This window comes from Limnoglobus roseus, from assembly GCF_008254045.1.
Taxonomy (GTDB): Bacteria; Planctomycetota; Planctomycetia; order Gemmatales; family Gemmataceae; genus Limnoglobus; species Limnoglobus roseus.
Genome location: NZ_CP042425.1, coordinates 4,080,220 through 4,094,845, shown reverse-complemented (window position 1 = coordinate 4,094,845; position 14,626 = coordinate 4,080,220). Strand labels below are relative to the sequence as shown.

The window sequence follows — 14,626 nt, the reverse complement described above, 5'->3', positions numbered from 1 at the left end:
CAAAGAAAGGCAAAGAGAAGACGCAACACCGCACGAATTGCCCTCGGCAAGAGTGTATCAAAACATGAAGATGGAAATGGATCTGGAAAAGACAAAAGCCCCCGGTCTGTTTTCAGACCGGGGGCTTTGGGATGATGCCGGCAATGACCTACTCTCGCCCTGGACGGACTACCATCGGCCCCGAAGGTTTTACGGCCGTGTTCGGGATGGGAACGGGTTCACCACTTCGGGCATGATCACCGGCAAGTCGCAACTGTATCGAGGTATATCGATGCAACTTGGGAGTACGAAATCGTCGACGACTTCTCGGGCGTCACGAGTGAGAGAACGAGCAATGTGGCCAAACGTTTGACTGTTAGTACCGGTTAGCTGAGTGCATTGCTGCACTTGTACACCCGGCCTATCGACCTGGTCGTCTCCCAGGAGTCTTCAAGGAAATCTGATCTTGAGGGAAGTTTCACGCTTATATGCTTTCAGCGTTTATCCATTCCGCACGTAGCTACCCAGCGATGCGGCTAGCGCCACAACTGGCACACCAGCGGTGCGTCCCTCCCAGTCCTCTCGTACTAGGGAGAAAGCCTCGCAAATTTCCTGCGCCCACAGCAGATAGGGACCGACCTGTCTCACGACGGTCTAAACCCAGCTCACGTACCACTTTCATCGGCGAACAGCCGAACCCTTGGGAGCTTCTCCACCCCCAGGATGTGATGAGCCGACATCGAGGTGCCAAACCTCCTCGCCGCTATGAACGCTCAGAGGAGATAAGCCTGTTATCCCCGGAGTACCTTTTATCTGTTGAGCGATGGCCCTTCCATGCGGGACCACCGGATCACTAACGCCGACTTTCGTCCCTGCTCGCCCTATCGGGCTCGCAGTCAAGCACCCTTCTACGTTTACGCTCGCTGCCCGATTGCCAACCGGGCTGAGGGTACCGTTGCACTCCTCCGTTACCTTTTGGGAGGAGATCGCCCCAATCAAACTGCCCACTTAGCACGGTCCGACGCTACGGTTCAGTAAACGTCGTTAGAATTCAAACACAACAAGGGTGGTGTTTCATCGACGACTCAGTGCGACCCGAAAGCCGCACTTCACAGTCTCCCACCTACGCTACGCATGTTGGGTCTAAACCCAATACCAAGCTACAGTTAAGGTTCACGGGGTCTTTCCGTCTAGCTGCGGGTATGTCGCATCTTCACGACAACTACAATTTCACCGAGTCTCTCGTGGAGACAGTGTTCCGGTCGTTACGCCATTCATGCAGGTCGGAACTTACCCGACAAGGAACTTCGCTACCTTAGGACCGTCATAGTTACGGCCGCCGTTTACTGGAGCTTCGGTTGCGAGCTTCACCTTACGGCTAACCCTCTTCCTTAACTTACCAGCACCGGGCAGGCGTCAGTCTGTATACCGCCACTTACGTGTTCGCACAGACCTGTGTTTTTAGTAAACAGTCGCCAGAACCTTTTCACTGCGACCCCCACGGATGGGGGCAATCCTTTTCCCGAAGTTACGGATTTAACTTGCAGAGTTCCTTCACGAGAGTTCTCTCGAGCGCCTTAGAATATTCATCTCACCTACCTGTGTCGGTTTTAGTACGGTTGTCGTGCGGTTTTCTTGGCAGTGTCTCTGACCATATCGGGACCTTAAACGCCCTGAGGCAATCTAATAAGCCTACTGGTCTCGGACTCTGCGTCCCATAGTGCACGACGAGCGCAGGAATATTAACCTGCTGGCCATCCGCTACGCCTTTCGGCCTTGCGTTAGGTACCGGCTAACCCTGGGCGGATTTACCTTCCCCAGGAAACCTTAGGTTTACGGCGAACGGGATTCTCACCCGTTTTATCGTCTACTCATTCCGACATAATCACTTGCAGCCGCTCCAGTGCCCGTTGTCCGTACACCTTCGCCGCAACTGCAACGCTCTCCTACCGTGCATTACTGCACCCACTGCTTCGGTGTCATACTTGAGTCCCGTTCATTATCGGCGCAGAACCCCTCGACCAGTAAGCTATTACGCACTTTTTAAATGGTGGCTGCTTCTAAGCCAACATCCTGGCTGTCTCCGGGGTTCAACTTCCTTTCGCACTGAGTATGACTTGGGGACCTTAGCAGGTGATCTGGGTTGTTCCCCTCTCGACTATGAAGCTTATCCCCCACAGTCTAGCTGCCCGACCTTGGTACACCGGTATTCGGAGTTTGGCTTCGATGGGTAGCCGGGTAGGCCCCCATTCGAAATCAGTCGCTCTACCCCCGGCGCCAACTAGTCGAACGTTAACCCTAAAGTTATTTCGGAGAGAACGAGCTATCTCCACGTTTGATGATACTTTCAATCCCCCACACAGCTCATCCCATCGGTTTTCAACCCAAATGAGTTCGGTCTTCCATGGGGTGTTACCCCCACTTCATCCTGGCCATGCGTAGATCACGTGGTTTCGCGTCTACCGCCCCCAACTTGACGCCCGTTAAGACTCGGTTTCCCTTCGGCTACGCGGCAGAGCCGCTTAACCTTGCTGGTGACGATAAGTCGTCGGATCATTATGCAAAAGGCACGCCGTCAGGCTTGCGTTGCCGCGTTGCCCTTCGACCGCTTGTAGGCATGTGGTTTCAGGTTCAGTATCCTCCCCTTGTCGGGGTTCTTCCCATCTTTCGCTCGCGCTACTTTTCGCTATCGGTTGCTAGAGAGTATTTAGCCTTGCGGGATGGTCCCCGCCGATTCGGACTCACTTTCACGTGTTGAGTCGTACTCAGGATACCGCTACGCCTGTCCCCCTGTCACGTACGGGGCTTTCACCCTCTGTGGCCGGCGATTCCACGCCGTTCGGTTAAGGATTCAGGTCGATGATACGGTCCTACAACCCCGGAAGGGCAAGCCCCTCCGGTTTAGGCTGTTCCGCGTTCGCTCGCCGCTACTGACGGAATCGAGGTTTCTTTCTCTTCCTCCAGGTAATGAGATGTTTCAGTTCCCTGGGTTCGCTCGGGTATTCCGGTATCAAAGCTCGTTTGACAGCTCCACCGGACTTATCGCAGTCTTCCACGCCCTTTCGCCTTCTAGCACCAAGACATCCCCCACACGCCCTTAATAGCTTGGCCACATTGCTCACCCCCTCGCCCCGCGTTACCACGAAACAAGAGAAGTAAGCACTGCACGCTATTTCATCCCCTCCCACCCGCTCCGTAGCGACTGGGAACGACGATCACTTCGTTCTTCTTCTAAGGCTCGTGCTCGAGAAATCGTTGAACAAAATCATCCCGCCCGATGGCCGCCCACCGAACGCGATGTTTGATGCGATTTCGTACTCACCAAGTTGTCAAAGATCGACAGTTCGGGGCCGCAGGGTCCGGCGTCGCCGTCCCCTCCAACCCCGGGTTTGCGGCCGAGGCCGCTCACCCTTCATCGCCAGATTCGTCGCAAGTCTTTAGCAGACTTACACTTCCGTCTCTTGCGTGATTTCATCTTAGGGCCGGGTCGGCTCTCCGTCAACCACCCGCGGAATTATCCTTCCCGCGGCACCGACCCACCCGACCCGAACCTTCTGTGGAGAAAGGGGATTCGAACCCCCGACCCAAGTGTATTGTTGGATGAAAAAGCCCTGCCAGTTTCCTGGCAGGGCTTCATCTATCGATGCAAGTTAGTAGCGTTACGTTACGTGGGTGAGGACTTGTCGGCTCGTGCGTGTGAGGCACGGCCTTGGATGGTTATCCTTAGAAAGGAGGTGATCCAACCGCAGGTTCCCCTACGGTTACCTTGTTACGACTTAGTCCCAATTGGATGTATCACCTTCGACTACGGTAAAGTAGGCTTCGGGCGCTCCACCCTTTCGTGGCTTGACGGGCGGTGTGTACAAGGCTCAGGAACACATTCACCGCGGTGTTGCTGACCCGCGATTACTAGCGATTCCGACTTCACGAAGGCGAATTGCAGCCTTCGATCTGAACTGGGGCGTGTTTTTTGGGATTGGCTTGGTCTCGCGACTTCGCGTCCCTTTGTTCACGCCATTGTAGCACGTGTGCAGCCCCAAACATAAAGGCCATGAGGACTTGACGTCATCCCCACCTTCCTCCGGTTTGACACCGGCAGTCCCACTAGAGTCCCCGGCACGACCCGCTGGCAACTAATGGTAAGGGTTTCGCTCGTTAAGGGACTTAACCCGACATCTCACGACACGAGCTGACGACAGCCATGCAGCACCTGTGTTAGCTTCCGGGTTGGATACCGTTCGTTCCCGTTTCCGGGTCCTACTTGCTAACTCTTTCGAACATGTCAAGTCTGGGTAAGGTTCTTCGCGTAGCCTCGAATTAAGCCACATGCTCCACCGCTTGTGTGAGCCCCCGTCAATTTCTTTGAGTTTCAGCCTTGCGGCCATACTCCCCAGGCGGAGAACTTAGCACTTTTGCTTCGGCAGTAAACCCAAGTCGTGTCTACTACCTAGTTCTCAACGTTTAGGGCTAGGACTACCGGGGTATCTAATCCCGTTCGCTCCCCTAGCTTTCGCGCCTCAGCGTCAGAAGAGATCCAGCAAGCCGCCTTCGCCACCGGAGTTCCTGTGCATATCAACGCATTTCACCGCTCCACGCACAGTTCCGCTTGCCCCTATCTCCCTCGAGACCGCCAGTATCCGCGGCCGTTCCCCGGTTGAGCCGGGGGATTTCACCGCAGACTTGGCAGCCCGCCTACGCGCCCTTTAAGCCCAGTGATTCCGAACAACGTTCGCACGGTTCGTCTTACCGCGGCTGCTGGCACGAACTTAGCCCGTGCTTCCTCCAGGGATAGATCAAAGTTTAACCCTTTTCTCCCCCTCGACAGTGCTTTACAACCCGAAGGCCTTCGTCGCACACGCGGCGTCGCTCGGTCAAGCTTGCGCTCATTGCCGAAGATCCTCGACTGCAGCCACCCGTAGGTGTCTGGCCAGTGTCTCAGTGCCAGTGGCGCGGGTCGTGCTCTCACACCCGCTAGACATCTCAGGCTTGGTAGGCCGTTACCCCACCAACTACCTAATATCACGTGGGCTCCTCCCGGGGCGGCGGACCTTTGGTCTCACGACGTCATCTGGAATTACCCCTTCTTTCGAAGGGCTATGCCAGACCCCGGGGTAAATCCCCACGCATTACTGCCCCTTACGCTGCTTCCCCCCTTGCGGGGATTCGCTCAACTTGCATGCCTAATCCACGCCGCCAACGTTCGTTCTGAGCCAGAATCAAACCCTTCAAAAGTTTATCGTTGCTCGGCCGAAGCCGAACGCTTTTAAGTGTTTGCCTGCTTCGTTGCTCGGTTCAACTCATCTTCCGCGGGCCACCCAGGATTACTCCCGGCCGGCCCACGTCCGGCGAGCGTCGCCGACCAACGGCATACGCTCACCCACTGTAAGGCTCGTAACGCTACCAACTTGTCAAAGATCCACCGAACCGAGGATTGCGATCGTAGTAGGGGTTAGCCACCACTCCCGGTTCACTCGGCGACCACATCGCTGCGGTCGTGAGAGTAGTATAAGACCGAAGGCCGAAGTGGCAACTGCCGTTTCAAAATGCTGCCAGAAATCCGTCCGGGCACTTAGGGCGCGGATTGCGAGCACATCCTGACGAACCTCTGTAGGGGGCCTTTAACGCTTAGGAACACCCGCTCCCTAAAGGCACACGGTCCCAGCAATCGCCGAGACCGTGTGCCGTCTCTCATCTATGAGACTGGTCAACCGTCACACCTCGTTCAGCATCTCCCCAGCGTCGCCGAACTTCCCGGGGCGGACGTTCATCTTGTCCATCATCGACAGGTACAGCCGGCACATCTGGCGGTTCGGTTTATCTCGGTAGGTCAAGACGCGGCCGCCCTTGATCCGCCCGCCGCCCCCGCCGACCACTACGGCCGGCAGTTGGCTGTTGTCGTGGCTGCCGTTCATCATGCTCGACATGAAGAGGAGCATCGTGTTGTCGAGAGCGGTGCGACTGCCCTCTTGGATGCCGTCGAGCTTTTTGGCAATGTACGCGAGTTGCTCGACGAAGAACTGGTTTACCTTCAGCCAGTCGGCCGTGTCGGAGTGCGACAACAGGTGGTGGATCATGTAGTCGATGCCCAGGTGCGGGAAGCGGAGCGATGAGTGGTCGTTGTTTAGCTTCAGGGTGCAGACGCGGGTGGTGTCGGTCTGGAAGCCGAGGACCATGATGTCGCACATCAGCCGCATGTGGTCGGCAAGGTTCTGGGGGATGCCGTCCTTCGGCCGGTCCATGTTCGGCTTCGCAAGTGTCGGCCGCCAGCCTTGTAGTTCGCCCTTTTTCCCGGCCTTGTCGATCCGCTGCTCCACGTCGCGGACCGAGTCGAGGTACTCGTCGAGTTTCCGCTGGTCGCCGGTGCTGATGTCTTTGCGGAAGTCGGTCGCGTCGGCCAGCACCGCGTCGAGGACACTCTTGTCCCCCCTCTGAACCTCGTCTTTGAAGAGTCGGTCGAAGGCGAGGGCCGGGTACAGTTCCAGCGGCGTCGGCGTGGTGGGCGAGCTCCATGAGATGTGCGAGCTGTAGAGCATCGAGTAGTTCTTGTGAACCGACGGGTTCGACGCCTCGCACGCCAGCACCAGGCTCGGCACTTTCGTGGACTGGCCGTACTTCTGGGCGACGAGTTGGTCGAAGCTGGTACCGGAGCGGATTTCGCCGCCGGAGGCGAGCGGGGCTCCGGAGAGCAGGTTGCCGGTCTGCGAACTGTGGATGTTCCCCTTCTGGGCCTCCGCGTTGTAAAGGCCGCTGACGAACAGCGTCTTCTGCTTCAAGTCGTTGAGCGGTTGCAGCACCTTGCCGAGTTCGAGGGTCTTGCCCTCGCCCTTCGCCCACCACTCGCGGCCGTGGAAGCCGTTGCCGCAGAAGAGGACGCCGAGCCGCACTGGGGCTTCACTCCCCGGAGAACTGGCCTTCGGCGTGTCGCCCCAAACCGGGACGGACTCCAGCCACGGCAGGGCCATTGTCACGCCGAGGCCGCGGAGCATCGTGCGGCGGGAAAAGTGATGGGTACTCATTCGAAGGCTCCGTTGGGGTATCAGTCTTCGCTCTTGTGTTGGCTGCCGCGAATCTCGCGGAACGGCTTGCTGCTGACGATCATTTCCAGGGCCACGCCGATGCGGTAGCCGTTCGCTTTCAACTTTTCCTGCATCTCGTCGAGCAGCGGTTCGTCGGACAATTGCACCGCGCGGCCGAGGGCGTAGCCGAGCAGCTTCTTGCAGAACTGCCGGACGAAGGCGTCCTTCCGCTTCGTGAGCAGGTAAGTCCGCAGGCCGTCGATTCCCTCGAAACTCGCACCGTCGAGGGTGGTCGCTTTCACGTCGATGGGTCGGTCGCCCAAGTCTTTCTCGCGGAAGCGGCCGATGGCATCGTACTTTTCCAGGGCGAAGCCGTATGCGTCGATCCGCTTGTGGCAGACGCTACACTTCGCGTCAGAGGTGTGCTTCTCGACGAGTTGCCGCACCGTCAGTCCGGCCGTCTTCGACTCGTCGTCGGGCAACGGCGGCACGTCCTTCGGCGGCTTCGGCAGCTTCTCGCCGAGCAGCACTTCGCTCACCCAATTGCCGCGGAGGATGGGGCTGGTCCGCGACGCCCCGGACTGCGTGGCGAGTGTGGTCGCGAGGCCGAGGATGCCGCCGCGGCCGTACTTCTTCACGCCGTCAATTCGCCGCCATTCGGGGCCGGTCACGCCGGGGATGCCGTAGTGCTTGGCGAGCGCGTCGTTCACGAAGGTGTGGTCGGCGTCGAGCAGATCGAGGATCGAGCGATCGTTCTGGAAGAAGTCGATGAAGAATCGGACCGACTCTTCCTTCATCGGGCCGCGGAGGGCAGCGAACGTCGGGAACAGGGTTTCGCTCTTGTCGTTGAGTTGGTCGAAGGTGTTGACGTGCAGCCACTGACAGGCGAACTCGCTGGCCAACCGGCGGGTGCGGTCGTCGGCCAGCATCCGCTTCAGGTGCCGTTGCACGGCGGCAGGGTCGTGCAACTTGCCCGCGGCCGCAGCCTGAGACAGTTCCGCGTCGGGCGTCGATGCCCACAGGAAGTAGCTCAGTCGGCTGGCGAGTTCCGTATCGCTGACGGGGGTTGCGTCGGCCCCGGTCCCCGGCTTCTCCAGTCGGTACAAGAAGGCTGGCGACACGAACACGCGGGCCAGCGTCAGCCGGACGGCTTCGTCGTGTGGCAATTCCTGTTGGCGGAGCTTGCGGTAGAGGCCCGTGAGTTCGTCCTTCTCCCTCGCGGTCAACGGCCGGCGGTACGCCCGTTCGGCGAACGCGAGCACCGCCTCGACGTGTCGCGGCTGCGAGTCGATCAGCAGTTTGCGGTACGCCGCCGCCCGCTCTTGGATCGGCTTCCGCAACGGCTCGAACGGCCGCGGGTCGCTGTCCTGGGTGGCGAATTCCATCAACTGCTGGTAGGCGTCCACCAGGGTGAGCGCGTCCTGGCTGACGTAGTGCAACTCGTCCCACAAGCGGTCGAGTTTGGCCTGCTCGGCGTCAGTCAGCATGAGTCGAGCGAGGTGATGGTCCTCGCGGTAGAAGAGTGTCAGCGTAACGACTTCGTCGACGGGCACGATCTTCGTGTAACACGCCGCCAGCGGGAAGAGATTGCGGAAGGCGTCGAGGTCGGCGGCAAGCCGCGTGCGGGCGTTGCCCTTCTCGCCGACCACGATCGGTACGCCCGGTTGAACCACGGAGGCGGCGGGCTTCGCGGTCAACACCTGAAGTTGCACGCTGCCGTTGTCGGACGCGACGGTGCCGCGCGTCACAAACTCATATCCCGCGACGAGGTCGGCGGGCACGCGGACTTCGACGATGTTGGGGGCTTTCACGCTCAGGTCGGCCGTGTCCTTGCCGAACGATGCGGGGTCGAGGCCGGCGGTCGATTTCGATGCAACCGCCGTCGCGCTCGGCGTTCGCGGCAGGCGGCCGAACAGCGGACCGCTCAGCGACGTGAGCTTCTGGTAAACGACGGCATCGGGCGAGTTCGGAGGCGGTACCGACGTAAGAACCTTCTGAACCTCGGCGGCGAGTTTCTGCTTTTCGTCTTTCGGCCCGGCCGACCGCCAGCGATCGAGGAGCGACCCCTTCGGCACAACGAAGCCCGTCTCCATCGCGGCGTTCACCGGCTCCGTGTAGAAGTGCCACGTCGCCTTGTTGCCGTGGGTGTCGGCGTGCGGATTGCCCGCGAGTACGTCCCCGGACACGTCTTTCGCCAAATCCCACGTCTTTTCGCCGCCGGTCAGGGTCAGGTTGACGCCGGTCAGGTCGCAAGAATGGTTGCCGTCTCGCGGGCCGACCAGCAGCGAGATCAGGTCGTTCGGTTGAACTGCGAGGTTCGTGATCGGCTCGATCTTTCGCTCCGCCCCGCCCTGGACGGTGCCGCTCCCCAATCGTCGGCGTGTGTTGCCGCGGCGGTGTTCGAGCGTCCAGACGATGCCGTTGCCGCACTCGGGGTGAGCGTGCGCGACCGCGACTTCGAGCTTGAAGTTGCCCGCGACCGGGCTTTGCCAGCCGACGACGGCCTGGAGTTTCGGCGACGGGTGAACGACCACGCCGTGCGGCTTCATGTTGCCGGGGACGCGAACGTGGGTATCCGATGAGTTCGCCAACAGGTTCGGCGTGTCGGCGACACCCCAACCGTTGATGAAGGCGTAGCCGCCGCCGTTGGTCAACTTGTTCGTGAAGTGGCTGTCGATCGTAATCGGCCCACTCGCCCCGATGCCCAGGCAGTCAAGCCATGCTTGCAGGGCGTCGGCCTCCAAGTCGTGCGTCTTTGCCACCGCCGCCACGTCGGCCGGCGTTTTCGCCTCGGCGAACTCCGCGGCCGCTTGAAGGTACTGGCTCGTTTTGCTCAGGATTCGCTCGCGGCGAGCGGCCATCTCTCCCGCGATGGCTCGCACGTCTCGCAACAACAAGTCCGGGCGATTCGCCGCCACGAACCGCGGCCGTTGCCAGATCACTTCGTCCGCCCCGTCGCCGAGGTCGGAGGCGGCGAGGTAGAGGGTGACTTCGCCCTTCTCGTTGGCGGGCGGCAGTTTCATCCGCACGTCCAGCCGGGTCGTCAGCGGGTCGAGCGGTTCCAGCCACGCCTTCGGGCCGTTGAGCTTGCCAATGTGGCCGACGCTGTTGAACTTCCAGAGTGCCTTCTGCCACCGGGCGATGTCGGCGGCGAGGGCGTTCGCGTCGTCCGGCTTCGCCGTCCGCCATCGCGTCCGCAGATCGTTCAACAAGAGGGACGGTTCCGATCCGTCGAGCGCCTTCCAGACGGCCGCGAGGTATTTGGCACTCAGCTTGTGTTCCGCCGCGACGGCATCCAGCGACTTGCGGCCGGCCCGAATGGCGTCGCGGTCGGCGAGGGTCGCCCGGAGATACTGTTCGACCGGCACGCGACCGCCTTCTTTGCCGTCGATCATCAGCCCTTGCAGGTTGACGATGTTGCCGCCGCTCGAATCGGTGTAGCGGCCGTAGAGCATGCGAATCTGGGCGAGGATTTCGTTCGTCCAGTCTCGCCGGGTACTCGTCGGCGAGAAGCGGATGCCGTCGGGCATCAGAACCGCGTGACTGGCCACGTCCTTCGCGGCGTCGAGGTACTTCGTCAAGAGTGCGGGCGACATCACCAGGGCGTTGCCGGTGTTCGTGAAGCCTTCGCCGGCCGCCCCGTCCACGGGGAACTCGCGGGCCGGTTGCAGCGAATCGACGCCGGTCAGGTCGCGGAGGGTGTAGGTGTACTCCGCGTTGCTGAGGCGGCGGAGGACGACGCGGCCGGGGTCGCCGGCGTTCGCCTTTGCCTCGTGCTTGAGGAACACCTTCACCCAGGTTCGCAGGGCGGTCCGGTCGGCGTCGGTCGGTTGCTTCGATTCCTTCGGCGGCATTTGCTCGCTGTCGAGCATCTCGGCCACCTTCTGCCAGGTGCGGGTCGCCTTCCGGGCGTCGTCGAGCGTGGCGAATTGTTGCAGGTCGATGTCGCCTTCCGACCGCCTGGCCGAGTGGCACTGTTGGCAGTGGCGAACAATGAGAGGGCGGACGGTCTTCGCGTACTCTTCGCCGAGATTTGCGGCCGGCGCGTCGGCAGCGGAAGCCGGCGGGTCGTGGCGGAAGAACAGCACCAGAACGGCCAACGCCGTTGTTGCGACCACGAAGCCGATGGCGGTGCGGGAAGAAGGCCAGATCACTATGCCGCTCCGAGGGAGGTCGGATGGTGGGTGGCGAAGCGAATTCGCCGGCGGGGTTTGCTCTGCGGTGACTGCTATCGTACACGAGAACGAACGGCGGACGCCAGACAATCCGCCGGCCGACCGATTTTCGAGATCAGTCGCCGTCCCGAAGGTCGGTAGACTGACGGTGACTCGTTCGGGGGCAACAATGGTACGACACTGGCAACTCTTCGCGGCAACGGCGTGGGCCGTGCTCGCGGTCGGGATTCTGCTCCGGTCGGTGCTGCTCGACGAAGAAACCCTGGACCGCCTGCCGGTGCGGAACTGGACGGTCGCGAACTTGATCTGCGCCTTCCTGTGCGTCTGGAACCTCGCCCGGTGGTTCCAGTCTCAGGCGGCCCGACGGGACGCCGTTAACCCCAACAACCAACCGCTCCAGCCGAACCGCGAGGCCGGCACCGGGTACGAGTACAACCCGGAGTTCGACTTCCAGAAGCAACCGACGGACCCGAAGCCGGACGAGAACCGCGGTTGAGGGCACCCGCCGTGCAGATTCGCCACTACCATGACGCCGATCTATCGGCCGTGATCGCCCTCTGGAACGAGGTACTGCCCCCGTCCGCGCCGCACAACGACCCGGCCACCTCGATCCGCAACAAGTTGGCCCACGAACGAGATCTGTTCTTCGTTGCCGATGCCGCGGGGGAAGTCGTGGGAACAGTGATGGGGGGCTACGACGGGCACCGCGGGTGGATTTACTCCGTCGCCGTCCACCCCGGCCACCGACGGCAGGGCATCGGCGGGCAGCTCCTCCGCCGGATGGAATCGGCCCTCGTCGAGCGCGGTTGTCTCAAGATCAACTTGCAAGTCCGCGCGACCAACGCCGGCGTGATCCCCTTCTACCAATCGCTCGGCTACGCCGTCGAGGAACTTGTCAGCATGGGCAAGCGGCTCTACTCGTAGGCGTCTTCGGTCGGTATCCCGAGCGGGGTCTTCGGCTTCCGCTCGTGGACGACGCAGTACGAGAACAAGCGCGGGTAGAGCGGCACAAACCGAAAGATGCGGAACCAGCCGCGGGCCTGCACGACGGCCGGGCGTTCGCAAAAGTTGCACCGCACGACAGTTCCGTCGTCCCGCAGAACGGCCCGCTCGATCCGCACGCGGAGATGATGGACCAACTGTTCGTCCGTCACGCCACGACGGGCCAATTCGCCTTCGATCAGGTCCACCGCGGCCGGTTCCATCTCTTCGCGGAACACGGTAACGCGGTCCATCAACTGCTCGGTCTCGGCCGTTCGCATCCGGGCGGCGATTGTCTTCAGGTCGAGCCGCATCTTTTCGGTCCCGGGTCAGTTAGGGGAAATCGGGTTCGGGAACTTCGGAACCGCCCGGGGCGTCCTAGTGTTAAGTCCACTAGGTAATTCCACGGTTGTTTCACTGGACCGGTGCTTTCCCGGTGGTTTAGACTACACCTACTGTACGGGTCGCACCGAGTCCGGGTCGATGCCGTTCGCTCACTCCTCTCTAGAGGGTTTCGGATGTACCGACTTGCCATCGGCCTCTTCGCACTCGGCCTGGGCATGGCCTTCGCCGCCCGCGGGTCTGCCGCCGAAAACGTCGTCGTCGCCCAGCAAACCGAGGCGATTAACAAGCACATCGCCGCAGACTGGACCAAGGCGGGGATCAAAAAACCCGCCGACAAGGCGAGCGACCTCGAGTTCATGCGACGCGCGTTCATCGACCTGATCGGCCGCATTCCGACCTACGAGGAAGCCGTCGACTTCGACCAGGACCACGCGGCGAACAAGCGGCCCCGCCTCATCAACCGCCTGTTGTACACCAAAGAGTACAAGCCGAAGATGAACGGGAACCCCGTGAAGCTCGACGGCAAGAAAGAACTCAGCTTCTCGTACACCGACGAATTCGCCGAGCACTGGGCGAACATCTGGACCGTCTGGCTGCTGACCCGCACCGGCCACCCGCTCTACCGCGACCAAATGCGCGTCTGGCTGGAACAAGAACTCGGGGCGAACCTGGAAGCCAACGTTACCCCCTACGACCAACTCGTCTCGAAGCTCCTCACCGCGTCCGGCAAGACGAACGAGAACGGGGCCGTCAACTTCATCATCCACCACCTCGGCGAGCCGACGCCCGCCGAGAAGCAGAGCGAAACCGGACGGTTCGACGCCGTGCCGATCACGTCGCGCGTCACCCGCCTGTTCCTCGGCATCCAAACGAATTGCACGCAGTGCCACGACCACCCGTTCAACAAAGAGTGGATTCAGGCCGACTTCTGGGGCGTGAACGCCTTCTTCCGTCAGACCGTCCGTGACAAGACCCCGACGACCAACGCCGACCGCCAAATGATGGCCAACCCGGTGCAAGTGGCGCTGACCGACGAGTCGAAGTACAACGCGCAGTCGATCATCTTCTACGAGCGCCGCGACGGCAAGTTGATGGCCACGAAGCCGAACTTCCTCAAGGACCTCTCGAAGGCCGAGGCGGGCGAAGAAAGTAGCAAGGTGATCGCCACCGCCGCGAAAAGCCGTCGCGACGCCCTGTCGGACTACGTGCTGAAGCACGACAACTTCTCGAAGGCGTTCGTGAACCGCGTTTGGGGCCACCTGTTCGGCCGCGGGCTGAACAAGGACGCAAGCATCGATGACTTCGGCTCGCACAACGAAGTGGTCCACCCGGAGATGCTGACCGAACTCGGAGCGGACTTCAATAACTACGCCAAGTATGACATCAAGAAGCTCTTGTTCTGGATCTGTTGCAGCGACGCTTACGGCCTCAGCCACGTCGCGAACAAGGACTACATCGATCCGAAGTTCGAGCCGTACTTCGCGCGGATGCCGCTGAAAGCCCTGTCGCCGGAAGTGCTGTTCGAGACGATCATGACGGCGACGAAGTCGGAACTGTATTCCGACGCCGACGCCCGCAAGAAGCAGCGCGAACTGTGGATGTCGAAACTCGTCCGCAACTTCGGCGACGACGAGGGGAATGAGATGACCTTCAACGGCACCGTCGTGCAAGCCCTGCTGATGATGAACGGCAAGGAACTGAACGACGAGGTCGGCCGCAAGACGGCAACGAACCCGGTCCTGCGGGTCATCGCCAAGCACACCAAGAGCGGGTCGGCGGTCAACGCCTCGGTGGTGATCGACGAACTGTTCCTCTCGACCTTGACCCGCCACCCGACGACCGCGGAATTGACCAAGATCAAGGGCATCATGGAGAAGGGCGCCGTGATCGCGGGCGAAGCCCCGAAGGGGGACGCCAAGACCGCCTCGACCGCCCCGGCGAAGCCCGTGGAAGCTCCGAAGGGTACCAAGCCCGCCGACAAGCCGAAGGGCAAGAACCCGCCTCAGACGGTCATCCCGTCCGGCCCGCGGATGGTCCCCGGGACGGGCCCGAACGACGCGAGCTTCTACCAGGACTTGTTCTGGGCGTTGCTCAACACGAACGAGTTCATGCTGAACCACTAACGGGTAG

At 61.0% G+C, this 14,626-nt stretch carries 6 protein-coding genes and 3 rRNA genes; 3 read left to right on the top strand and 6 right to left on the bottom strand.

The window, feature by feature from the left end; genetic code table 11:
- Nucleotides 1–135 precede the first annotated feature (135 nt).
- The 5 genes from rrf to PX52LOC_RS16975 all read right to left on the bottom strand — a co-directional run bounded on the left by rrf (nucleotide 136) and on the right by PX52LOC_RS16975 (nucleotide 11,149).
- Nucleotides 136–244 (bottom strand): 5S ribosomal RNA (gene rrf, locus PX52LOC_RS16995).
- Between the two features lie 92 nt (nucleotides 245–336).
- Nucleotides 337–3,090: ribosomal RNA gene (locus tag PX52LOC_RS16990) — 23S ribosomal RNA — on the bottom strand.
- Between the two features lie 616 nt (nucleotides 3,091–3,706).
- Nucleotides 3,707–5,211 (bottom strand): 16S ribosomal RNA (locus PX52LOC_RS16985).
- The 16S, 23S and 5S rRNA genes sit together here, the layout of an rRNA operon.
- A gap of 479 nt (nucleotides 5,212–5,690) precedes the next feature.
- Entirely contained in the window at nucleotides 5,691–6,995 is a 1,305-nt protein-coding gene (locus PX52LOC_RS16980; protein ID WP_149111224.1) for a DUF1552 domain-containing protein, read from the bottom strand.
- A 20-nt stretch (nucleotides 6,996–7,015) separates the two neighbouring features.
- Nucleotides 7,016–11,149: a DUF1592 domain-containing protein gene (locus PX52LOC_RS16975; RefSeq protein WP_149111223.1), complete on the bottom strand. Its 4,134-nt coding sequence runs from the start codon at nucleotides 11,147–11,149 to the stop codon at nucleotides 7,016–7,018.
- Between the two features lie 190 nt (nucleotides 11,150–11,339).
- Here PX52LOC_RS16975 and PX52LOC_RS16970 point away from each other — a divergent pair, with 190 nt between their 5' ends.
- Together PX52LOC_RS16970 and PX52LOC_RS16965 are read left to right on the top strand one after the other, a co-directional pair.
- On the top strand, nucleotides 11,340–11,666 hold the full coding sequence (locus PX52LOC_RS16970) for a hypothetical protein (RefSeq protein WP_149111222.1): 327 nt from the start codon (nucleotides 11,340–11,342) through the stop codon (nucleotides 11,664–11,666).
- Nucleotides 11,663–12,094 (top strand): GNAT family acetyltransferase, encoded by a 432-nt coding sequence (locus PX52LOC_RS16965; RefSeq protein WP_218575380.1) that lies wholly within the window; start codon nucleotides 11,663–11,665, stop codon nucleotides 12,092–12,094. The genes PX52LOC_RS16970 and PX52LOC_RS16965 overlap by 4 nt, the downstream gene beginning before the upstream one ends.
- Here PX52LOC_RS16965 and PX52LOC_RS16960 read toward each other — a convergent pair.
- Nucleotides 12,085–12,465, bottom strand: coding sequence for a hypothetical protein (locus PX52LOC_RS16960; protein WP_149111221.1), 381 nt, complete (start codon nucleotides 12,463–12,465; stop codon nucleotides 12,085–12,087). The two genes, PX52LOC_RS16965 and PX52LOC_RS16960, sit on opposite strands and share 10 nt — an antisense overlap.
- A 204-nt stretch (nucleotides 12,466–12,669) precedes the next feature.
- Here PX52LOC_RS16960 and PX52LOC_RS16955 point away from each other — a divergent pair, with 204 nt between their 5' ends.
- Nucleotides 12,670–14,619 (top strand): DUF1549 domain-containing protein, encoded by a 1,950-nt coding sequence (locus PX52LOC_RS16955; protein WP_149111220.1) that lies wholly within the window; start codon nucleotides 12,670–12,672, stop codon nucleotides 14,617–14,619.
- Nucleotides 14,620–14,626: the final 7 nt, after the last annotated feature.

Coding starts and splice junctions, on each gene's coding strand:
- PX52LOC_RS16980 (WP_149111224.1), bottom strand. CDS start 6,995: ATGAGTACCCATCACTTTTCCCGCCGCACGATGCTCCGCGGCCTCGGC.
- PX52LOC_RS16970 (WP_149111222.1), top strand. CDS start 11,340: ATGGTACGACACTGGCAACTCTTCGCGGCAACGGCGTGGGCCGTGCTC.
- PX52LOC_RS16960 (WP_149111221.1), bottom strand. CDS start 12,465: ATGCGGCTCGACCTGAAGACAATCGCCGCCCGGATGCGAACGGCCGAG.
- PX52LOC_RS16955 (WP_149111220.1), top strand. CDS start 12,670: ATGTACCGACTTGCCATCGGCCTCTTCGCACTCGGCCTGGGCATGGCC.